At 73.4% G+C, this 20,040-nt stretch carries 19 protein-coding genes; 11 read left to right on the forward strand and 8 right to left on the reverse strand.

The genetic code is table 11. The features are described from left to right. Positions 1 to 7 precede the first annotated feature (7 nt). Entirely contained in the window at positions 8 to 469 is a 462-nt protein-coding gene (sufU, locus tag ACZ4WZ_RS11745) for a Fe-S cluster assembly sulfur transfer protein SufU (RefSeq protein WP_388945526.1), read from the forward strand. Next, the gene (locus tag ACZ4WZ_RS11750) at positions 466 to 810 is read left to right on the forward strand and encodes a metal-sulfur cluster assembly factor (RefSeq protein WP_007263433.1); all 345 of its coding nucleotides are present in this window, start codon (positions 466 to 468) and stop codon (positions 808 to 810) included. The genes sufU and ACZ4WZ_RS11750 overlap by 4 nt, the downstream gene beginning before the upstream one ends. 273 nt (positions 811 to 1,083) lie before the next feature. Here the strand turns inward: ACZ4WZ_RS11750 and ACZ4WZ_RS11755 are convergent, their stop codons facing one another. Beyond that, positions 1,084 to 1,959 carry a winged helix-turn-helix transcriptional regulator gene (locus ACZ4WZ_RS11755; protein ID WP_467888407.1) on the reverse strand — a complete coding sequence of 292 codons (876 nt, stop codon included), beginning with the start codon at positions 1,957 to 1,959 and terminating at the stop codon, positions 1,084 to 1,086. Between the two features lie 93 nt (positions 1,960 to 2,052). Here ACZ4WZ_RS11755 and ACZ4WZ_RS11760 point away from each other — a divergent pair, with 93 nt between their 5' ends. Continuing rightward, the gene (locus tag ACZ4WZ_RS11760) at positions 2,053 to 3,282 is read left to right on the forward strand and encodes an MFS transporter (RefSeq protein WP_467888616.1); all 1,230 of its coding nucleotides are present in this window, start codon (positions 2,053 to 2,055) and stop codon (positions 3,280 to 3,282) included. Between the two features lie 9 nt (positions 3,283 to 3,291). Then, positions 3,292 to 4,272: a 2,3,4,5-tetrahydropyridine-2,6-dicarboxylate N-succinyltransferase gene (gene dapD, locus ACZ4WZ_RS11765; RefSeq protein ID WP_467888410.1), complete on the forward strand. Its 981-nt coding sequence runs from the start codon at positions 3,292 to 3,294 to the stop codon at positions 4,270 to 4,272. A gap of 104 nt (positions 4,273 to 4,376) precedes the next feature. On the opposite strand, the gene ACZ4WZ_RS11770 is transcribed toward dapD, so the two are convergent. The 3 genes from ACZ4WZ_RS11770 to ACZ4WZ_RS11780 all read right to left on the reverse strand — a co-directional run bounded on the left by ACZ4WZ_RS11770 (position 4,377) and on the right by ACZ4WZ_RS11780 (position 7,151). After that, the gene (locus ACZ4WZ_RS11770; protein ID WP_467888412.1) at positions 4,377 to 4,631 is read right to left on the reverse strand and encodes a hypothetical protein; all 255 of its coding nucleotides are present in this window, start codon (positions 4,629 to 4,631) and stop codon (positions 4,377 to 4,379) included. Positions 4,632 to 4,802: 171 nt separating this feature from the next. Then, positions 4,803 to 5,252, reverse strand: coding sequence for a GNAT family N-acetyltransferase (locus ACZ4WZ_RS11775; protein ID WP_467888415.1), 450 nt, complete (start codon positions 5,250 to 5,252; stop codon positions 4,803 to 4,805). Between the two features lie 57 nt (positions 5,253 to 5,309). Then, positions 5,310 to 7,151 carry an endonuclease/exonuclease/phosphatase family protein gene (locus ACZ4WZ_RS11780; protein ID WP_467888418.1) on the reverse strand — a complete coding sequence of 614 codons (1,842 nt, stop codon included), beginning with the start codon at positions 7,149 to 7,151 and terminating at the stop codon, positions 5,310 to 5,312. A gap of 342 nt (positions 7,152 to 7,493) precedes the next feature. Between ACZ4WZ_RS11780 and ACZ4WZ_RS11785 the strand changes: the two genes are divergently transcribed. Both ACZ4WZ_RS11785 and ACZ4WZ_RS11790 read left to right on the forward strand, forming a co-directional pair. After that, positions 7,494 to 8,987 carry a hypothetical protein gene (locus ACZ4WZ_RS11785; protein ID WP_467888420.1) on the forward strand — a complete coding sequence of 498 codons (1,494 nt, stop codon included), beginning with the start codon at positions 7,494 to 7,496 and terminating at the stop codon, positions 8,985 to 8,987. Between the two features lie 289 nt (positions 8,988 to 9,276). Then, the gene (locus tag ACZ4WZ_RS11790; protein WP_467888423.1) at positions 9,277 to 10,734 is read left to right on the forward strand and encodes an alkaline phosphatase PhoX; all 1,458 of its coding nucleotides are present in this window, start codon (positions 9,277 to 9,279) and stop codon (positions 10,732 to 10,734) included. Between the two features lie 91 nt (positions 10,735 to 10,825). On the opposite strand, the gene ACZ4WZ_RS11795 is transcribed toward ACZ4WZ_RS11790, so the two are convergent. From ACZ4WZ_RS11795 to ACZ4WZ_RS11810, 4 genes are all read right to left on the reverse strand, one after another. Further along, on the reverse strand, positions 10,826 to 11,002 hold the full coding sequence (locus ACZ4WZ_RS11795) for a hypothetical protein (protein ID WP_467888425.1): 177 nt from the start codon (positions 11,000 to 11,002) through the stop codon (positions 10,826 to 10,828). Between the two features lie 113 nt (positions 11,003 to 11,115). After that, positions 11,116 to 12,321, reverse strand: coding sequence for a TerD family protein (locus ACZ4WZ_RS11800; RefSeq protein ID WP_467888428.1), 1,206 nt, complete (start codon positions 12,319 to 12,321; stop codon positions 11,116 to 11,118). A gap of 53 nt (positions 12,322 to 12,374) precedes the next feature. Beyond that, on the reverse strand, positions 12,375 to 12,596 hold the full coding sequence (locus tag ACZ4WZ_RS11805; RefSeq protein ID WP_467888431.1) for a hypothetical protein: 222 nt from the start codon (positions 12,594 to 12,596) through the stop codon (positions 12,375 to 12,377). Between the two features lie 41 nt (positions 12,597 to 12,637). Continuing rightward, entirely contained in the window at positions 12,638 to 14,164 is a 1,527-nt protein-coding gene (locus ACZ4WZ_RS11810) for an aldehyde dehydrogenase (NADP(+)) (protein WP_467888433.1), read from the reverse strand. Positions 14,165 to 14,300: 136 nt separating this feature from the next. On the opposite strand from ACZ4WZ_RS11810, the gene ACZ4WZ_RS11815 reads away from it, so the two are divergent. The 5 genes from ACZ4WZ_RS11815 (at position 14,301) to ACZ4WZ_RS11835 (ending at position 19,920) form a co-directional block, all read left to right on the forward strand. Next, positions 14,301 to 15,101, forward strand: a complete 801-nt coding sequence (locus tag ACZ4WZ_RS11815; protein ID WP_467888436.1) for an IclR family transcriptional regulator — start codon at positions 14,301 to 14,303, stop codon at positions 15,099 to 15,101. A 94-nt stretch (positions 15,102 to 15,195) separates the two neighbouring features. Continuing rightward, positions 15,196 to 16,287, forward strand: coding sequence for a hypothetical protein (locus ACZ4WZ_RS11820; protein WP_467888439.1), 1,092 nt, complete (start codon positions 15,196 to 15,198; stop codon positions 16,285 to 16,287). 104 nt (positions 16,288 to 16,391) lie between these two features. After that, positions 16,392 to 17,747 carry a sensor histidine kinase gene (locus tag ACZ4WZ_RS11825; protein ID WP_467888441.1) on the forward strand — a complete coding sequence of 452 codons (1,356 nt, stop codon included), beginning with the start codon at positions 16,392 to 16,394 and terminating at the stop codon, positions 17,745 to 17,747. After that, entirely contained in the window at positions 17,744 to 18,409 is a 666-nt protein-coding gene (locus ACZ4WZ_RS11830; RefSeq protein WP_467888444.1) for a response regulator, read from the forward strand. The genes ACZ4WZ_RS11825 and ACZ4WZ_RS11830 overlap by 4 nt, the downstream gene beginning before the upstream one ends. Before the next feature lie 62 nt (positions 18,410 to 18,471). Beyond that, positions 18,472 to 19,920 carry a peptidoglycan D,D-transpeptidase FtsI family protein gene (locus tag ACZ4WZ_RS11835; RefSeq protein WP_467888446.1) on the forward strand — a complete coding sequence of 483 codons (1,449 nt, stop codon included), beginning with the start codon at positions 18,472 to 18,474 and terminating at the stop codon, positions 19,918 to 19,920. The last annotated feature ends 120 nt before the right edge of the window (positions 19,921 to 20,040 follow it).

Consider the following 20,040-nt stretch of genomic DNA (forward strand, 5'->3'; position numbering starts at 1 on the left):
CGAGGCTGTGAAGCTGGATTCGATGTACCAGGAACTGATCCTGGACCACTACAAGCACCCGCACGGGCGCGGCCTTCGCGAAGGCGACGCCGAAGTGCACCACGTCAACCCGACGTGCGGCGACGAGATCACGCTGCGCGTGAAGTACGACGGGCAGACGCTCACCGACGTCTCCTACGAGGGTCAGGGCTGCTCCATCAGCCAGGCCAGCGCGTCCGTGCTCAACGAGCTGCTCGTCGGCAAGGAGCTCTCCGAGGCGCAGAAGATCCAGGGCGTGTTCCTGGAGCTCATGCAGTCCAAGGGCAAGCTGGAGCCGGACGAGGAGATGGAGGAGGTGCTGGAGGACGCGGTCGCGTTCGCCGGTGTCTCCAAGTATCCGGCGCGCGTGAAGTGTGCTCTGCTGAGCTGGATGGCGTGGAAGGACGCGACCGCCCAGGTGCTGGGCGACGCGGAGAGGAAGACGGCATGACCGAGAACGCGACGCCCGAGGCGTCGATCAAGCCGGCCACCGAGGAGGAGGTCCGCGAGGCCCTCTACGACGTGGTCGACCCCGAGCTGGGCATCGACGTCGTCAACCTGGGGCTGATCTACGGCATCCACATCGACGACGCGAACATCGCCACCCTCGACATGACCCTGACCTCGGCGGCCTGCCCGCTGACGGACGTCATCGAGGACCAGGCGAAGTCGGCGACGGAGGGCATCGTCAACGAGCTGCGCATCAACTGGGTCTGGATGCCCCCGTGGGGCCCGGACAAGATCACGGACGATGGCCGTGAGCAGCTGCGCGCACTCGGCTTCAACGTCTGAGAACGTTCTGAGAACGGTCTGAGAACGTCTGAGCGGACGCGTACGCGTACGCGTGAGGGCCCCCGGCACTGGTCGTGCCGGGGGCCCTCCCCGTTCCCGGGGCGGTACGGGCACCGCCGTCTCGGCCTACGGCACCCGCGGGACCGCCTGGAAGTCGAACGAGGCTCCGTTGCCGGCGGTGTTCGCGTCGCCGGTGCCCATTCTCCGCCGCGCCGGGGTCCGCCGGGTGGGCGTCCGTACCGCGCCGGATCCGGCGGGCGCGGCCGGAAGGGGTCAGGCCGTGCCGCGGACCGCTTCCAGGGCCGCCGCCACGCTCGCCTCGATGTCCGTGATCGGGTAGATCACCTCGCGCACCGTGCGGTCCCGGTCCACGACCAGCGTCAGCCGCTTGATCCGGCTCACCCCGGCCGCGCGGAACGTCGGCAGCCGCAGCGCCGTCACCAGGTCCAGTCCGGCGTCCGAGAGGAGCGGGAAGCGCAGCTGTTCCTGTTCGGCGAACTCCCGCTGCTCGTCCGGCCGCTGCGTGGAGACCCCGTGCACGGTGGCGCCGGCGGAGGTGAACTCCGCGAGCTGGTCGCGGAAGGTGCACGATTCGAGCGTGCAGCCCTTCGCGCCCGGGATCCCGGCCCAGCCGGGCGGGTAGGACTCGGCCCGGGCGTAGGCGCCGGGGAAGCAGTACAGGACGGTGAACGGGGTGTCCGCCACCGGGTCGCGGAGCTCGCCGAAACGGTCCGGCAGCAGCAGCTCCGGCAGCCGGGTGCCGCGCAGCGCGTGGACGCGTACGGCCTCCTTCGAGGCCTCCTCGGTGGTCGCCGTCATCTCTCCCTCTCCCAGGACCCAGGTGTCACCCCAGTCCTGGAGGGCCACCAGGACCGGCAGCAGCCCCCGCCCGCGCGGGGTCAGCCGGTACTCGTGCCGCACCGGGCGCTCCTGGTACGGCTCGCGCGTCAGCACCCCGGCCTCGACCAGCAGCTTCAGCCGCTCGGCGAGCACCTTGCGGGACACCCCGAGCTCGCGCTGGAGCTCGTCGAAGCGGTACAGGCCGCGCGCGGCGTCCCGCACGATCAGCAGCGTCCACCAGTCGCCCACGACATCGAGGGCCTGGGCGATGGAGCAGTCCGCGTCGCCGAGGTGCGTGCGCTGGGCCATGGGAACTCCTTAGTCCGTTGACCCAAGGCTGTCATGCTGACATAGTCCGTTCCCAAAGGGAACTTACTAGCGGATGCGGGGGACACGGGTGTGCTGCAGGGGATCAAGGACGTACCGAAGGCCGTGTGGCTGCTGGCTGCGGGGATCTTCGTCAATACCGTCGCCAGCTTCACCGTCGTCTTCGTCTTCCTCTACCTGACCGGCCCGCGCGGCCTGGGCGCCACCCAGGCGGGACTGATCGTCGGCCTCGGCGGCATCGGACTGGTCGCCGGCAACTTCACCGGCGGCTGGTACGGCGACCGCTTCGGCCACCGCCGGGTGCTGCTCACCGCCTCCGCCGTCGCGGGATCCGCCCTCGTCGTCCTGCCGGCGGCCCCCACCGCCCTGCTGGCCCTGCTCCTGCCGCTCGCCCAGTACGCCTCCGGGGTGATCCGCGCCGCCAACTCCGCTCTGGTCGCCGTCACCGTGCCGGAAGGCTCCCGCCGCCAGGCCTTCGCCGTCACCCGCTGCCTGTCCAACGGCGGCTTCGCGGTGGGCGGACCGCTCGGGGCCCTCATCGCGACCGGGCTCTCCTACGACTGGCTCTTCGTCGCGGACGGCCTCGGCACCCTCTTCTTCGCCCTCTGGACCGCCCGGGTCGTCCCGGCCAGGGCCGCCACCACCCCCTCCGCGGCCCCGGACGGGGGTCTGGGCCGCGGAGGGCTGTGGCGGGAACTGCGCGCCCGACCGGCCGTCCTGGTCCTGCTCGGAGCGATCGTCGTGATCGACGTCGTCTACCGCCAGCACCTGACGACCTTCCCCGTCTACCTCGCCGACCACGGTCTGGACACCCGCGCGTACGGCTGGCTCATCGCCGTCAACTGCGGGGTCATCCTCCTCCTGGAGATCCCCGCCGCCCTCGCCCTGCGCCGGCGTTCCCCGCTGCACGTCATCGGCAGCGGGCTGGTGCTGGTGGGCGGCGGCTACGCGGTGCTGACGCTCGGCGTCGGCATCGCGACGGCCGTCGCGATGATGCTCCTGCTCACCCTCGGGGAGATCCTCTACAAGACCACCGCCATGGCGTACGTCGCGGACGAGTCGCCCGAGCACGCCGTCGGCCGGTTCCAGAGCCTGTACGCGGGTGTCTCCATCAGCGGCTTCGTCCTCGCCGCGCCCCTCGGCGGAGCCCTGTACGAGGCCGCGCCGGAGCTGCTGTGGCCGCTGTGCGCGGCGCTCGGCACGGCCGCCGGGGGGATCGTGCTGGTCACGGGTGCGCTGGGGGTGCGGCGACCCGCGCGCCCGGCACATGAGACCGGTTCGCGACCGGAGGCCGTCGCCGGTTAGGTTTCGGATATGACTGCTACGCGTACCACCGGCGCCGTCGCCGCCGGACTTGCCACCCTCGCCGCCGACGGCACCGTCCTCGACACCTGGTTCCCCGCCCCCGAGCTGGCCGCCGAGCCCGGCCCGGCCGGCACCGAGCGCCTCACCGCCGAGCAGGCCGTGGAGCTCCTCGGCGCGGCCGCGGCCAAGGCCATCCGCTCGGACGCGGTCCGCGGGGTCGAGGTCGTAGCCGTCCGCACCGTCATCGCCTCCCTCGAGGACAAGCCGCTGGACGCGCACGACGCGTACCTGCGCCTGCACCTGCTGAGCCACCGCCTGGTCAAGCCGCACGGCCAGAACCTGGACGGGGTCTTCGGCCTGCTGGCCAACGTCGCCTGGACCTCCCTGGGCCCGGTCGCCGTCGACCAGGTCGAGACGGTCCGGCTGAACGCGCGCGCCGAGGGCCTGCACCTCCAGGTCACCTCGATCGACAAGTTCCCCCGCATGACCGACTACGTCGCCCCCAAGGGCGTGCGCATCGCCGACGCGGACCGCGTCCGCCTCGGCGCGCACCTCGCCGAGGGCACCACCGTCATGCACGAGGGCTTCGTCAACTTCAACGCCGGCACCCTGGGCACCTCCATGGTCGAGGGCCGCATCTCGGCGGGCGTCGTGGTCGGCGACGGCTCCGACATCGGCGGCGGCGCGTCCACCATGGGCACCCTCTCGGGCGGCGGCAAGCAGATCATCTCCATCGGCGAGCGCACCCTCGTCGGCGCCGAGGCGGGCATCGGCATCGCGCTGGGCGACGAGTGCGTCGTCGAGGCCGGCCTCTACGTCACCGCGGGCACCCGCGTGACCCTGCCGGACGGCCAGATCGTCAAGGCCCTGGAGCTCTCCGGCGCCGACAACATCCTCTTCCGCCGCAACTCGGTCACCGGCGCCGTCGAGGCCCGCCCGTACAAGGCGAACTGGGGCGGCCTCAACGAGGTCCTGCACAGCCACAACTGACGCCCGGCCGGCAGCGCCCGCCGTCCGTCACCACCGAGTGCCCTCCCGCCGGACGCGGGAGGGCACTCGCCGTTGGTCCGGGGAAGGCTTCGGGTGGGGCCCCGTCAGCTCGGGGCGATCGTGCGGATCAGGCCCGCGAAGGCCTGCTCCTCCGCCTCGGTCAGCTGCACCGACTCCATCGGGTGCGTGTCCGCGCGGCGCTGGGCCGGGATCACCGGCAGGCCCTCGTGGGCGGCCGGCTCGGGGTGGTGGAGGCGGCTGTCCCGCAGCATGTGGCCGAGGCCGAAGACCCAGACGAGGGCGGCCACGGCGAGGACGGCGAGGCCGATCTCCTGGACGAGCGAGATGGAGGGGAACACGAGCGGTCCTCCCGGAGTGCGGGGGTACAAGGAGGGCAAGTTCGGGCGTGGGGACACTCAACACCACAACCGGAAGATTTTGGCACCGGTGTGTCCAGCGTCACGCCAGGGCCGGAAGTCCCGCCCTCCTCCCGGGCAGGGGCCCGCCCCGGCTCCGGGAGCGGCTTCCCGCTACGGCTCCAGGGGCAGCTTGAAACCCTCGTGGCTGCGCGCGAAGCCCAGGCGCTCGTAGAAGCGGTGCGCGGCGCCCCGCCTCTTGTCGCTGGTCAGCTGGACCAGCCCGCAGCCCCGTGCGCGGGCCCGCTCGACCGCGAGGCGCATCAGCTCCGCGCCCAGGCCGCCGCCCCGCCGGTCCGCGCGGATCCGTACCGCCTCCACCAGGGCCCGGTCCCGGCCGCCCTGGCCCAGGCCGGGGACGTACGTCAGCTGGAGGCAGCCCAGGACCGCTTCCCCGTCCGCCAGGACCAGCATCTCGTTGCGCGGGTCCGCCCCGATGGCGGCGAAGGCCCGCTCGTGCTCCTCGCCGACGGTGACCGAGGCCGGGTCCAGGACCCGTTCCTCGTCGGCCAGCAGGGCCAGTACGGCGGGCAGGTCTTGGCGGGTCGCGGCACGGAAGATCATGGCCGGATTGTGGCAGGGCCCGGCCACCGGGAGGGTGGCCGGGCCCTGGGGTGCGGGTTACGGGCGGAAGCGCAGCACCTGCGGGTCGTGGTCGCTGTTCTGCGCGGCGAACTCGGCGTTGATGTGCACGCTGTCGTAGCTGAAGTTCTTGATCGACGGGCTGGTCAGGATCTGGTCCAGCACCTGCGCGTTGCCCTGGAAGACGTAGGAGTAACGTTCCGCCTTCGGCAGCGACTTGATCGCCGAGTAGAGCGCGCCGCCGTCCTCCAGCGCCCGCGTGGTCGCGGAGAACTCGAAGTCGTTGATGTCGCCGAGCGCGAGCACGGACGCGTTCTTGTCGACGGCCAGCAGCTGCTTCACGAAGCCGTTCACCGCCTGCGCCTGGAGGAGCCGCTTTTCCTCCGACTTGCGCACCGGCGGCTGGTGGTGCGAGGTCAGGGCCTCGTCGCCGCCCTTGGATCCGAAGTGGTTGGCGATCACGAAGACCGTGCGGCCGCGGAAGAGGAACTCACCGGCCAGCGGCTTGCGGCTGTCGGCCCACGCCGGGTTCGCCGGGTCGATCCGGCCGGGGGAGTGGGTCAGGGCGGCCTTGCCCCTCTCCGTCGTCACACCGGTCGCCGTCGCCGCGTCGCCCGCGGCGCGGTCGGTGAAGGAGACCCGCGCCGGGTTGAACAGGAACACCTGGCGGATGTTGCCGCCGGGCTCGCCGCCGTCCTTGTTGTTCTCCGGGGCGACGGAGCGCCACTGGTACGCCGGGCCGCCCGCCGCCTTGATCGCCTCGGTGAACTTCGTCAGCGTCTGCTCGGCCGAGACGGTGCCGTCGTTCTTCGCGCCGTTGTCGTCCTGGATCTCCTCCAGGGCCAGGATGTCGGGCGAGGCCAGGTTGGTCACGACCGCCTTGGCGAGGTTGTCGAACTTCTCCTGCGGGTCGGTCGGGTCGAGGTTCTCCACGTTGTACGTGGCCACCGCGAGTTCACCGGGCGACTGGGCCTTGGTCTTCTCGGGGGCCAGGGTGCCGGCCTTCACCGTGCCGAGGGTGCGCGCCACCAGCGTGTAGCCGCCGAACTGGTTGAAGTCGAGGGGGCCCTCGGTGGTGCCGGTCAGCCGGTCGCCGACGTTGGCCACCGGGAAGGGCTGCTGCGCGAGCGGCGCGAGCTGCTGGATCTGGAGGCGGCCGGTGTTCTGGGACTCGTACGAGCCGTAGACGGTCCCGCCGCGCTTGGCGGCGTTCTCCCAGCCCTTCACCGTCACCCACAGCTCGGCGTGCGGGTCGGTGGCGCCGACCACGCGCGAGGTGCCGATGCGGACGTTCATGCCCTCGAGGGACTCGTAGTGGTCCAGGGCGTAACGGGACGGCTCCAGGGTCAGGCCGTTGACGCTGCCGCCGGCGGCCGGGTCGCCCGCGGGGGCGTACTCCGCGGGGACGGTGTACTCGGTGATGGCGGTGGCGGCGGGCAGCGCGTTGCCCGAGGAGACGACCGTCACCGCGGGCTTGCTGATCTGGGTGACGGACTGGTTGCCGGAGTTCGCGCCGCCGGGGACGTACTCGCCGACCGTGCCGGAGACCTTGACGGCGTCGCCGACGGAGACGGCCGGGACGGAGCCGGTGAAGACGAAGACGCCCTCACTGGTCGCCGGGTTGTCGTCTGCGTCCGGGTCCTGGATCCAGAAGCCGCGCGAGCCGTAGGTGCGCACGCCCGTGACGATGCCCTCGACGTCGGCGACCTGCTTGCCGTTGAAGGGGGAGATCCGGGTCGTGCCCTGGATGTCGTGGACGCGTATCGGATCGGCGGACACGGCGCCTTCGGCCGCGTCGGCCGTGCCCACGAGCAGGCCGGTGGCCAGGGCGGTGGCCACGAGGGCGGCGACGGCGGCGGAACGGGGATGCGAGGAGCGCATGGGCGGGAACTCCGGTGTGTGGAGGAGGGGGGTGCGGGCTCTTGACGGCCCATGTACATCTACGCGCGTCAATTTCCTGGGTGACCAGGGACGTTGTCAAGGCCTCCAGGGAATACGGAGGCTGACTGTGGGATGAACCAAAGGTGATGGCCGCCGGGCCTGCCCCGATTGCGTCTACGCTGGGTCGCCGCAACGGGCCTGACGGCCCGTCCGCGTGTGTTTTCGGCCACACGTCCGAATGGCATCCCGCCATCCGGAGGCCGCCACCCCGTCCGCCCCACCGCTCGCCCACCGTTCAGCCGCCCCATCGCCCCGCGCGTCCCGTCCGAGGAGAACCACCCCATGTCCGCAGAGCCGCACCCCACGCTGCCGCCGGTACGGCTGCACTCCGATGCGGAGCTGGCCCGCGACGCCCTCGTCGCCCCGCTGTTCGCCCGCGCCGTCCGCCTCGCCCGCTGGGCCGGACCCGACACCCGCGTGGACGTCGGCGGCGAGCTCGCCCCCGACCAGCTGCCCGAGGCCGTCGAGGTCCTCGGGCTCGCCGCCGCCGACGAGGACTCCCCCGTGTACGCGAGCCAGGCCTGGCGGGTGGCCGTCGACACCGGCCTCGTCGACGTGACCGAGCCGGAGGAGGACAGCGGCGACGGAGCCGAGGCCGGCGAGCCCGAATACGGCACCGCCACCCCCGGCGAGGACCTCGCTCTGCTGTCCGGCGGCGCCCCCGGCGACGTGCTCGACCTGTGGCTGGCCGCCCTGGACGCCGTCCTCGCGGACGCGGCCGTACCCGACCTGGACGACCTCGTCGACGCCCTCGACGCGGGCGGCGAGATCGACTTCGACCGCCTCGACTGGAACCCCCAGCGCGAAGCGGACTTCCTCGACGGAGTGCTCGCCAACCTCTACCTGCTCACCGTCACCGAAGGCGGGGCGGGCGACGGCCCGGTGCCGCTGCCGGTGCTCGCCGCGTCGATGATCGTGCCGGACGAGATGGGCGACCCGACCGACGCCGTGCTGGAACAGGTGTCGGACGCGATGATGCGCCTCGACGACCAGTTCCGGCAGCTGGAGCCCATCGGGCTCGTCGAGTACCGCCCCGTGGACGAGGCGCTGCTGGCCGAGGCGGACGAGCTCGGGGACACCGCCGCCGGAGGGCCGGGGGAGGAGGACGACGAGGACGTGTCCCGGTACGGGATGGTACGGCTGACCCCGCTCGGCCTGTACGGCGTCCGCGCCCGGATGCTGGAAGCCGGGGTCGAGGCCCCCGCCGTCGGGGAGCTCGCCGACAAGGGCGCCGACGCGCTGCTCGACGCCGTCTCCTTCTACCCGGAGGAGGCCGCCCAGGCCGAGATCGAGCAGTGGCTGGCCGGGCGCGAACTGCCGGACGCCGTCGCCGAACTGCTGGCCGCCGCCCGCGGTGACGACGAGGGCGCCCCGCTGCGACGGCTGCGCTGCCAGCAGGCACTCGCCCCGGCCGGGCCGGAGGCCGAGCCGGCGGTCCGCGCCGTCCTGGACGACCGGGAGCTGGGCGGGCTCGCCCGGGTCTGGCTCGCCGAGCACGGGGTGACCGGCGTACCGGCGCCGGACGGGGAGATGGTGTTCTGGCTGACGGTGGACACGATCGCGGCGCAGCTCGCAGCGGACGGGGAGACCGGGGAGCTGCCGCTGCTGATGCGGAGCCTGACGGAGCACCACACCGGCTTCTTCGAGCAGGCGTGGCGGGTGGAGCACCCCGCCACCGCGTACGTCCTGGAGGCGATGGGACGGCTGCACCCGGACAAGAAGGCCGCGAAGGAGGCGCGCAAGGCCGCGTTCAAGGCCCGCTCCCGGCAGCCCTGACCGCGGGGGCCGTCCGCCGTCGGACACGGCGGGCGCCCGGGCGGCGGTGCGGCGGGGGTGGGGTGCGGCCGGGCGGGGGGCCTCGCGTGCGGGGTGTTCGCCGGGGCGTCCGCCAGTCCGCCGGGGGTGGACAACAGGCCGATTCCGGGGCCGGAGCTCGCCATTCCGCCGACCGGCAAGGGCTCGGTCCGCATTCGCGGGTAGTTCAGCCGCCGTTCACGTACGGGCGGGAGCGTGTGCGCCTGCGACCGTACGTCAGGCGCACCACCTCCCCACCCCTGGAGACCCGATGCCCCTCAGCCGCAGAGACTTCACCGCCCGCACCGCACTCGCCGGTGCGGGCGTCGCGCTCACCGGGACGGTCGGCGCCCTCGCCACCGCCCCCGGGGCCCTGGCCGCCGACGACCCCCGCCCCGGCGGGCCCGACACCCCCGACGCGCACGGCCGTCCGCACGCCCCCGGCTACGGACCGCTCGTCGCGGACCCCGCGGGACTGCTGGCCCTGCCCGCCGGGTTCGGCTACCGCGTGATCACCCGAACCGGCGTCACCACCCTCGACTCCGGCGAGAGCACCCCGTCCAACCACGACGGGACCGCAGCCTTCGAGGGGCACCGCGGAGTCACCCTGCTCGTCAACAACCACGAACTGAAGGGCCCGCGCAGCCGCTGGGCGCACCCCGTACCGCTCGCCGAGGGCCTCGTCTACGACCCGGCCGCGTCCGGCGGCTGCACCGTCGTGGAGGTCCGGCACGGCGGCGAGGTCGCCGAATGGGTGGGCATCGCCGGTACGTCGACCAACTGCGCCGGCGGCGCCACCCCCTGGGGAACCTGGCTGACCTGCGAGGAGACCGAGGACCTGGCCGGGAAGAACGGCATGACCAAGGACCACGGCTACGTCTTCGAGGTCGACCCGCACGACCGCCGGGCCAACCGCGACCCGCGGCCCGTCAAGGCGTTCGGCCGGTACGCGCACGAGGCCGTCGTCATCGACCCGCGCCAGGGCCACGCCTACCTGACCGAGGACGCCTCGGGCCCCAACGGGCTCCTCTACCGCTGGACCCCGCCGCACGGCTTCCGGTACGGGCGCGGCAGGCTGCGTACCCTCGCCGCCGACGCCGGAGTGCTCGCGGCCGCCAAGTGCTTCGACAGCCACGGCCGGTTCGTGGACGACCTCTCGCGCGCCACGAAGACCGGCACCGTGTACGGGGTGGACTGGGTGGAGGTGCCCGACCGCGACGCGCGCAGCCTTCCGGTGCGCAAGCAGTTCGCGGAAGGCGCCGTCACCAGGGGACGCAAGCTGGAGGGGATGTGGTGGGCCGACGGGGGCGCCTACTTCGTCTCCTCCTACGCGCGTGAGGAGAGCCCGGGCGCCGCGCACGACGGCCAGGTGTGGTTCTACGACCCCAAGCGGCGCACGCTCCGGCTCGTCGTCCTGATCGGCGTCAACCGGGACCCGTCCGCCGAGGGGGGCCACGACGGCCCCGACAACATCACCGTGTCGCCGTACGGGGGTCTGGTCATCGCCGAGGACGGCGAGGGCCGCCAACACCTGCTCGGCGCCACGGAGTCGGGCCGCGTCTACCCGCTGGCGCGCAACGAGCTCAACATCGGGACGGCCGAGGAGCCGGAGTACTCGGAATTCGCCGGGGTCTGCTTCTCCCCGGACGGGCGCACCCTGTACGCCTGCATCCAGGACCCGGGCATCATGCTGGCCATCACCGGCCCCTGGCGGCGCTCCCCGCGCTGACGCGCGCCCCTGGCGGCCGCGCCCGGGCCGAAGCGGCGCTCCCGTAGGGGCAGGACGGCGTCCCGGGGCACCCCTGTGCCCCGGGAACGCTTCACCGGACGGTGGCCATCTCCTCGGCGCGCGAGGCCGCTGCCCACTCCTCGAGCAGGAACTCGTACGCCTCCGAGGGCCACTCACCGTCCCAGGTCTCGACCAGGTGCCGTATCGCCTCGTTCGCCTCGGCGGCGGACGGGCGCGCGGGACCCGCGGGCCGGAGTGTGTTCTGCATGGTTCCAAGGCTACGGGCGGGCACTGACAGCCACCTCCGGATTACGCGTGGCTTCCATCACCCGGATCGCCGCCGCCCGGCTCACCGGTACCGGCATATGCCCGCCCACCTGCTCAGAGTGCCTGCGATGCGGGCTTGACCATGCCGCGCACTGTGCGGGACTTCACAAACTCGCCCATGGCCGTCATCTCCCATTCGCCGGAGAACTGCTTGATGAGCTTGGCCATCATGACCCCGGTCTGCGGCTCGGCCGTGGTCAGGTCGAAGCGGACCAGCTCCTCCCCGCTCGCCGCGTCCATCAGCCGGCAGTAGGCCTTGGCGACCTCGGTGAACTTCTGGCCGGAGAAGGAGTTCACCGTGAAGACCAGTCCGGTGGCGTCGGCGGGCAGCCGGCCGAGGTCCACGACGATGACCTCGTCGTCCCCGGCGCCTTCACCCGTGAGGTTGTCCCCGGAGTGCTTGATGGCGCCGTTCAGGATCGACAGCTTGCCGAAGTAGCAGCTGTCGATGTGGTTGCGCTGCGGGCCGTAGGCGATGACGGACGCGTCGAGGTCGATGTCACGGCCGCGGAAGGCCGGCTCCCAGCCCAGCCCCATCTTCACCTGGGACAGCAGCGGGCGGCCGCCCTTGACCAGGGAGACGGTCTGGTTCTTCTGGAGGTCGACCCGGCCCTTGTCGAGGTTGATCTTCCCGGCGCCCACGGGCGCGGGCGGGGCGGGCGCCGCCGCCGGCACCGGCGGGGCGGCCGGGGCCACGGGGGCGGGGGCGGCCGGGGCCGCGGGGGCGGCCGGGGCGGCGGCCGCGGGCGGGGCCGGCTCCTCCTCCACGGACACCCCGAAGTCGGTGGCGATGCCGGCGAGGCCGTCGGCGTACCCCTGGCCGACCGCGCGCACCTTCCAGACACCGCCGCGCTGGTAGATCTCGACGACCACGAGGGCCGTCTCCGACCCGAGCCGCGGCGGGGTGAACGTGGCGATCACCGCACCGCCGGCCGCGTCCCGCACGGTGGCGGTGGGCTCGACGCCCTGGAACGACTGCCCGGCCGCGTCGGGACTGGCGGTGACCACGATCCGCTCGATGCCGGGCGGCAGCGCGCCGGTGTCCACGGTGATCGAGTCCGGCGCCGAACCGCCGCCGGACCGGTACTCGACACCGGGCCCGGAGGGCTGGTTGTAGAAGATGAAGTCGGCGTCGGAGCGCACCTTGCCGTCGGCCGTGAGCAGCAGCCCCGACACGTCGAGCCGCACCGGGGCAGCCACGTCCACCGTCACACGGGCGGTGTCGAGCGGCAGGTTGGAACCAGGGGTCATAGCGGTCATGCCCGGACAACGACCGGAGGCCCTTTGCCGTTCCCTTACCCTCGGCCCGGATTTCAGCGCCGGTTGCGGGGGTGGTTCCGGGCGGTGCGCTCGTTGCCGAACTTGTAGGCGCCGGTCCAGCGGGCCATCACCAGCTGCGCGTCACCGGACTCGACCTCGGCCAGGAACCTGTCGGCCCGGGCGCCCCGCAGGGTGCCCGCGGCGCGGCCCCGGTGGGTGATGCGGACGGTGCGGTCGCCGCGCACCTCGTACGTGAACCCCTGCGGCTTTGGCATGGAGCGCAGCCTGCCCCGCCGGGAGCGGGGCGGCAACGCAATTACCCGGCGCCGGTCACGCGGCGCGGCACGCCCAGCGGGTTGGCCTCGCGCAGCTCGGGCGGAAGCAGCGCGTCCGGCACCGACTGGTAGGCCACGGGGCGCAGCCACCGCTCGATCGCGGTGCCGCCGACGGAGGTGGAGTGCGAGGTGGCCGCCGGGTACGGGCCGCCGTGGTGCTGGGCCGGGGCCACCGCGACGCCGGTCGGCCAGCCGTTCACCACGATCCGCCCCGCCAGCCCCGTGACCTGCGCGATCAGCGCGGCGGCCGGCCCGGGTGCGCCCTCGGTCTCGGCGTCCGAGAGCTGGAGGGTGGCGCTGAGGTTCCCGCCGAGCCGGCCCAGCACTCCGGCGGCCTCGTGCGGGCCGGCGTACCGGACGACGACGGTCACCGGGCCGAAGCACTCCTCCAGGAGCACCTCGTGTGCGCCGTCCGCCAGCAGGGCGGCCGCGGGCACGCTCAGGAAGCCGGCGCCGACGCCGTGCTCGCCGTGCGGGCCCGGGGTGACGGGCGCGGTGACACCGGGGAGGGCGGCCCGCTCCCGGACGCCGGCGAGGAAGCCGTCCCGCATCCGGTGGTCGAGCAGGACCCCGGGGCCGGTCTCGGCGAGGGACTTGGCGAGCGCACCGGTGAGCCGGTCGCCGTCGGGGCCGTCGGGGACCAGGACCAGGCCGGGCTTGACGCAGAACTGGCCGACGCCCAGGGTGACCGAGCCCGCGAGCCCCGCACCGATCTCCTCGGCGCGCTCGGCGGCGGCCGCCGGGGTGACCACGACGGGGTTGAGGGAGCCGAGCTCACCGTGGAAGGGGATCGGCACCGGCCGCGCGGCGGCCGCGTCGAACAGTGCCCGCCCGCCGCGGATGGAACCGGTGAACCCGGCGGCGGCCACCAGCGGGTGGCGGACCAGCTCCAGCCCGGCGTCGAAGCCGTGGACTGGGGCGACCAGCTCCGCCGGCAGCCCGCACGCCACCGCCGCCCGGCGCAGCAGCGAGGCGCACAGCTCCGAGGTGGCCGGATGGTCGGGGTGGGCCTTGACCACCACCGGGCAGCCCGCGGCCAGCGCGCTCGCGGTGTCGCCGCCGGGCACGGAGAAGGCCAGCGGGAAGTTGGAGGCGGCGTAGACGGCGACGACGCCCAGCGGCACCTTGTAGCGGCGCAGCTCGGGGCGCGGCGGGCTGAGGGAGGGGTCGGCGCGGTCGATCCGGACGTCGAGGTAGGAGCCCTCCTCGACGTCGTCGGCGAAGGCGCGCAGCTGCCCTGTGGTGCGCGCCAGTTCACCGCCGAGGCGGCCGGCACCCAGCGCCGTCTCCGCGTCGGCCGTCTCCACCACGAGCGGCCCGGCCTCGTCGAGCAGCCCGGCGGCCGTGCGCAGGAAGCCTGCCCGGACGGCGGCGTCGGCCAGGGAGCCGCGGGCGGCGTGGGCCGCGCGTACGGCCCGGTCCACGTCCTCGGGTGTGGCTTCCACCGCAACCGGTTCGCGCCGCTTCCCGGTGCGGGGGTCCACACTCCAGACTGGTGTCGCTGCCATGGCCCGCTACCTCCTGGGCCGTTCAGTATTCTGAACGGCGTTCCGGTGGGTGAATGATCACTTCTGTTGCGGACTCTATTTCCGCGCACACCGGGTGACAAGAGGCGATCAGAGCCGACCAGAGGGGAAGAGGCGTATGACGACAGCCGAGACGGCCGGGCCGGCCGAGCCCGGGGTGCCCGCGACGGCGGCGCCGGTGAAGTCGGCGGTGCGCACGGTCCTGCTCCTGGAGCACTTCGCCGCGCGGCCCGGCCTGCACAGCCTCGCCGACATCCAGAACGACCTCTCCCTGCCCAAGTCGAGCCTCTACATGCTGCTGCGCACGCTGGTGAACCTGGGCTGGGTGGAGACCGACGCCACCGGCACGCGGTACGGCATCGGCGTACGGGCCCTGCTCGTCGGGAGCTCGTACATCGACGGGGACGAGGTGGTGGCGGCGGCCCGGCCCACCCTGGACCGGCTCTCCGACGACACCACCGAGACCATCCACCTGGCGCGGCTGGACGGGGCGAGCGTGGTCTACCTGGCCACCCGGCAGTCGCAGCACTACCTGCGGCCCTTCACGCGGGTGGGGCGGAGGCTGCCCGTCCACTCGACCGCGCTCGGCAAGGCGCTGCTGGCCACGCACACCGACGCCGAGGTTCGCGCGCTGCTGCCGAAGCGGCTGGAGGCGGTCACGGAGCACACCATCACCGACCGGGAGCAGCTGGTGGAGGAGCTGGCGCTGGTGCGGGAGCAGGGGTACGCGGTGGACCGGGAGGAGAACACGCTGGGCCTGCGCTGCTTCGGCGTGGCCATCCCCTACCGGACGCCGGCGCGTGACGCGGTGAGCTGTTCGGTGCCGGTGGCGCGGCTGACGGACGGGCACGAACGGGTCATCAAGGCGGCCCTGTTCGAGGCGCGGGACCGGCTGTCGGTCGTGACGCGGCGCATGTGAGGAGCCGCGCCGGACACCGCCTCCCCCGCGCGGGGGAGACGGTTCACCTTCGCGGGGGAGGCGGCGGGGGGCGGGTACGGGCGACCGTGGGGACATGACCACAGGAGCAGTCCACGCGGAGCAGCCGACCTGCCCCGTCGACCTCACCGACCACGTCCACTCCACCGACTCCACCGACGCCTCGAAATCGTCGACCGCGATGACCGCGAGGACCGCGACGGCCATGACGACCGGGACGGGCGTGACGACCGGGACGGGCGTGACGACCGGGCGGCGGATCCTGCGGGCCGTGGCGCTGGCCGCCACCCTGCCGTACCTGACCCTCAAGACGGCCTGGCTGAGCGGGAGCGACATCGGCATACCGGCGGGCAGCGTCCTGCTGAAGGGCGGCCTGCCGGTCACCGTGGCCAACGCGGTGACGCTGGCCATGGACGCGACCGTCATCGTGCTCGTGCTGGCGCTCACCATGCCCTGGGGCAGACGGCTGCCGGGATGGCTGCTGGCCGTCCCGGCGTACGTCGCCTCCGGGCTGCTCACCCCGATAGCCCTGGGGTTCCCGGCCCAAGTCCTCGTCAAGGCCTTGGGCATGGGGGCCGGGGAAGCCGTGGAGGCGGCCCGGGAACCCTTCCTCGATCCCTGGGTGTTCACCGTCGTCTACAGCGGTTTCATCCTCCAGGGGATCGCCCTCGCCGGTCTCTTCGTCTCCTATGCGCGGGAGCGCTGGGGCGACGGCCGGCAGGGCGCGCCGGAGCGGCGGCTCCCGTCTCCCACGGGGGTGGTGGCGGGAACCGCCGCGCTGGCGGGCGGCGCGTTGGGCGCGGCGTTCCTCTACTGGGCCTTCGGCGGGAGCGCCGGGCTGCCCGCCCGGCAGGTGGCCGTCTACTCGGCGGAGACCGGCGTGGTGTCGGCGGCGCACGCGATATGCGCGCTGGCCGCGGCGGTGGGGGCGGTGCTGCTGGCCAGCGGCGGGCGCCCGGCGCGGTGGCCGTTGGTCCTCACCTGGATCGGCTCGGCGGCGACGCTGAGCTGGGGGGCGTGGCTGCTGGTCGCCGCCCTCGGGGTGGATTTGGGGACCGATGAACAGGCCACCGCCGTCACCTGCCTGACCTACGCTGGCCAGATGATCACCGGGCTGCTCGCCGCAGCGGTCCTCGTCCGCCACCTCCTCTCCCGCCGCGCGCGCTGAGGCGGTGCGGGCGGCCCTCGGGCGCGGGGCGGGGCCCGGGGGTGGGAGCGCGGCGGGGGACGGGCGGGCCGGGACGAGCGGCCAGCGGGGGAAAGGGGGAGGGCATGAGCGGGACGGGGACGGTGCGGGGAAGGGGGGCGGTGCGCGGGGCCGGTGCGGTACGCCGGTGGTGCGGGTTCGCGCTGGGGGCACGGGCCCGGCTGCGCTGGGTGCACCTGGTACTCGGCGGGGCCCTGCTGATGCCGTACTTCCTGCTCAGCCAGGTGGTGGTCGGCATCGCCGCCGGCGGGGTCAATGCCCTGTCCTCCTTCCCCCTGACCCTGGTCGCGTACGCCGCCGCGCTGCCGCTGGCCGCCGTCACCGGGCTGTACGGGCTCGTCCGGCCGCTGTCGGCGTCGGCGGTGCGGACCCTGTGCGAGGTGCCGGGGGACTCGCCGGCCGACGGGCCCGCCCGCTCGTGGGGGGCGCGGTGGCGGGCCTCCGCCTGGTGGACCCTCCACCTGGGGGTCGGAGCGGTGATCAGCGGGATGACCCTCGCGGCGACGCCCGCGGCGCTGGTGCTGATCCTGCTGCCGTTCTCCGACACCCTGCGCCGGGCGACCGTCGGGGCGGGCTGGCTCACCACCGGGGCGTACCGCTACGCCTCCCCCCTGCTCGGGGTGGGGCTGCTGACCCTGGTCGTCCTGAGCTCCGCGGCGGCGGGGGCGCTGCTCGCCCGGCTCGCGCCCGTACTCCTCGGGCCGACGGCGGCGGACCGGCTGGCCGCCGCCGAGGAACGGGCCGCGGACCTCGCCGTACGCAACCGGCTGGCCCGGGAGCTGCACGACGCCGTGGGGCACGCCCTGAGCGCCGTCACCCTCCAGGCGGGCGCGGCCCGGCGGGTGCTCGACCGCGATCCGGAGTTCGCACGGGAGGCGCTCGCCGCGATCGAGGAGACCACCCGGCGCACCGTCGGCGAGCTCGACACGGTGCTCGGCCTGCTGCGGGACGGGGACCCCGCCCGGGCCGACGCCGCACCCGCCCCGACCCTCGCCGCCGACCTCGAGGGGCTGCTGGCCCGCACCCGGGCCGGCGGTACCACCGTCACCGTCGAGCAGGACCCCGGCCCGGCCGGGGACTGGGAGCAGCTCCCCGCCATCGCCTCCCGTGAGGCCTACCGGATCGTCCAGGAGGGCCTGAGCAACGCCCTGCGCCACGGCCGGGGCCCCGTCGCCCTGCTGATCCGCGTCCACACCCCCGACCGCCACCGCGAACTGGAGATCACCATGACCAACCCGCCGGCCCAGGCCCCGGCCGCCCCCGAGGGCGAACGGCGGCGCACCACCGGGGGCCGCGGACTGCGCGGCGCCGCCGAGCGCGCCGCCCTGCTCGGCGGCAGCGTCGAGGCCGGCCCGCACGAGGGCCGGTGGCGCCTGCGCGCGGTGCTGCCGCTCGGCGCGGCCACCGGAGCCGGGCGATGAGCCGGCCGCCGCTGCGCATCGTCATCGCCGACGACGAGCGGATGGTCCGTACCGCCCTGCGGGTCATCCTCGAAGCGGAGCCCGACATGGAGGTCGTCGGCGAGGCGGCCACGGGCGCGGAGGCCGTCCCGCTGGTCCGTTCCCTGGCCCCGGACGTGGTGCTGATGGACGTCCGCATGCCGGAGATCGACGGCATCCGGGCCACCGGGCAGATCCTGCGCTCCATGACCGACCCGCCCCGCATCGTGGTCGTCACCACCTTCGAGAACGACTCCTACGTCTACGACGCGCTGCGCGCGGGCGCCTCCGGGTTCCTCCTCAAGCGGGCCGACCCCGACGAGCTGATCGGCGCGGTCCGCCTCGTCGCCCGGGGGGACTCGCTGCTCTTCCCGGCGGCCGTGCGCTCCCTGGCCGCCGCCCATACGCCACCCGCCCCGCCCGCGGCCCCGGCCTGGGCGGCCCGCCTCACCGAGCGGGAGGCGGACGTCCTGCGGCTGATGGCCACCGGTCTGTCCAACCACGAGATGAGCGAGCGCCTCGGCGTCGGCCCGCAGACGGTCAAGACGCATGTGGCCGCGATCCTCGCCAAAACCGGCTCCCGCGACCGCACCCAGGCCGTCATAGCCGCCTACGAGGGGGGCTTCATCATGAGGAAAGGCTGAGAACCCGGCCACAATGGGGGCACAGCGGAACGGCCACGGCCGCTCGTACGTCCTTCTGGGGGATGAACAAAACGATCAGGCGTGCGTCGGTCTTCTGTCTGCTTCTGGTGCTGGCCCTCATGGTGCGGGTCACCTGGGTGCAGGCGTACCAAGGCCAGGCCCTCGCAGACGACAAGAACAACAGGCGCAACCTCATCGGGCAGTACGAGAACCCGCTGGGGAACATCATCGTGGGCGGTGAGGCGATCACCGGTTCCGCGCGGACGGGCGGCAAGGACTTCGCGTACAAGCGGACCTATGTGGACGGTCCGCTCTACGCCCCGATCACCGGGCACAGCTCCCAGGCCTTCGGCACGACCATGCTGGAGGGCGTCTACAAGAACATCCTCAACGGCTCGGACAACCGGCTGAAGACGATGATGGACATGCTCACCAACAAGCGGGCCGATCCGGGCAACGTCCTGACCACCATCGACAAGGGCGTGCAGAAGGCCGCCTACGACGCCCTCGGCGGCAAGCAGGGTGCGGCCGTGGCCATCGACCCGGCGACCGGCCGGATCCTCGCCGTGGTCAACAACCCCTCCTACGACCCGGGCCGGATCACGGGCGCCAACGACTCCGCCGCCTGGGAGGAGCTGGCCGCCGACAAGGGCAAGGCCATGGAGAACGTGGCGCTGCGCAAGCCGCAGGCGCCCGGTTCCACCTTCAAGCTGGTCACCCTCGCCTCGGCGATCGAGAACGGCCTGGTGACCAACATCGACACGCCGACGGGCGTTCCGGGCGCGTACACGATCCCCGGTACCCGCACCAAGCTGCCCAGCGAGGCGGGCGACGAGGCCTGCAACAACGTCTCGGCGCGCACCGCCCTCAAGCTGTCCTGCAACAACGTCTTCGCCGAACTCGCCTCCAAGCTCGGCCAGGACAAGATGCGGGCGACGGCGGAGAAGCTCGGCTTCAACACGCAGATCGACACCCCGGTCCGCACCAACCCGCCGAGCAAGTACCCGACGAAGAAGCTGTCGGTCGACCAGGTCGCGCAGACGGGTATCGGCCAGTTCGACGTGCAGGCCACCCCCCTCCAGATGGCCATGGTGACCGCCGCGATCCAGAACGGCGGCAAGCTGGTCGCCCCGCACATGGTCTCCGAGGTCACCGACGCCGACGGCAACGTGCTGGAGGACTTCAAGGACCCGAAGACGCAGCAGGTCATGAGCCCGAAGACGGCCTCCATGCTCCAGGACGCCATGCGCACGGTCGCCACCGAGGGCGGGGGGAAGCCCGCGCAGGTCCCGGGCGCCGAGGTCGGCGGCAAGACGGGTACCGCCCAGCGCGGCGTCAACAACAACATCCCGCCGCTGGCCTGGTTCACCTCGTACGGCAAGGCGGGCGGCAAGCAGATCGCGGTGGCCGTGATGATCGAGAACTCGGACACCGACCGCTCCGAGATCGGCGGCGGCAAGCTGGCCGCGCCGATCGCCCAGAAGGTCATGGCGGCCTGGCTGAAGAAGTAACCGCCACGCCCACGGGCCTGGGGGGGGGGGGGGGGGGGTGGGGGGGGGGGGGGGGGGGGCCCCCCCCCCCCCCCCGCGGAGCGAAGGTGCGGAAGGAGGACACCATCCGCCCAGATAGGA

The organism is Streptomyces sp. NPDC029122 (assembly GCF_055569445.1).

Excerpts from the sequence above, each read along its gene's own strand:
- ACZ4WZ_RS11750 (WP_007263433.1), top strand. The coding sequence starts at position 466 with ATGACCGAGAACGCGACGCCCGAGGCGTCGATCAAGCCGGCCACCGAG.
- ACZ4WZ_RS11755 (WP_467888407.1), bottom strand. The coding sequence starts at position 1,959 with ATGGCCCAGCGCACGCACCTCGGCGACGCGGACTGCTCCATCGCCCAG.
- dapD (WP_467888410.1), top strand. The coding sequence starts at position 3,292 with ATGACTGCTACGCGTACCACCGGCGCCGTCGCCGCCGGACTTGCCACC.
- ACZ4WZ_RS11775 (WP_467888415.1), bottom strand. The coding sequence starts at position 5,252 with ATGATCTTCCGTGCCGCGACCCGCCAAGACCTGCCCGCCGTACTGGCC.
- ACZ4WZ_RS11780 (WP_467888418.1), bottom strand. The coding sequence starts at position 7,151 with ATGCGCTCCTCGCATCCCCGTTCCGCCGCCGTCGCCGCCCTCGTGGCC.
- ACZ4WZ_RS11785 (WP_467888420.1), top strand. The coding sequence starts at position 7,494 with ATGTCCGCAGAGCCGCACCCCACGCTGCCGCCGGTACGGCTGCACTCC.
- ACZ4WZ_RS11790 (WP_467888423.1), top strand. The coding sequence starts at position 9,277 with ATGCCCCTCAGCCGCAGAGACTTCACCGCCCGCACCGCACTCGCCGGT.
- ACZ4WZ_RS11795 (WP_467888425.1), bottom strand. The coding sequence starts at position 11,002 with ATGCAGAACACACTCCGGCCCGCGGGTCCCGCGCGCCCGTCCGCCGCC.
- ACZ4WZ_RS11800 (WP_467888428.1), bottom strand. The coding sequence starts at position 12,321 with ATGACCGCTATGACCCCTGGTTCCAACCTGCCGCTCGACACCGCCCGT.
- ACZ4WZ_RS11805 (WP_467888431.1), bottom strand. The coding sequence starts at position 12,596 with ATGCCAAAGCCGCAGGGGTTCACGTACGAGGTGCGCGGCGACCGCACC.
- ACZ4WZ_RS11810 (WP_467888433.1), bottom strand. The coding sequence starts at position 14,164 with ATGGCAGCGACACCAGTCTGGAGTGTGGACCCCCGCACCGGGAAGCGG.
- ACZ4WZ_RS11815 (WP_467888436.1), top strand. The coding sequence starts at position 14,301 with ATGACGACAGCCGAGACGGCCGGGCCGGCCGAGCCCGGGGTGCCCGCG.
- ACZ4WZ_RS11820 (WP_467888439.1), top strand. The coding sequence starts at position 15,196 with ATGACCACAGGAGCAGTCCACGCGGAGCAGCCGACCTGCCCCGTCGAC.
- ACZ4WZ_RS11825 (WP_467888441.1), top strand. The coding sequence starts at position 16,392 with ATGAGCGGGACGGGGACGGTGCGGGGAAGGGGGGCGGTGCGCGGGGCC.
- ACZ4WZ_RS11830 (WP_467888444.1), top strand. The coding sequence starts at position 17,744 with ATGAGCCGGCCGCCGCTGCGCATCGTCATCGCCGACGACGAGCGGATG.
- ACZ4WZ_RS11835 (WP_467888446.1), top strand. The coding sequence starts at position 18,472 with ATGAACAAAACGATCAGGCGTGCGTCGGTCTTCTGTCTGCTTCTGGTG.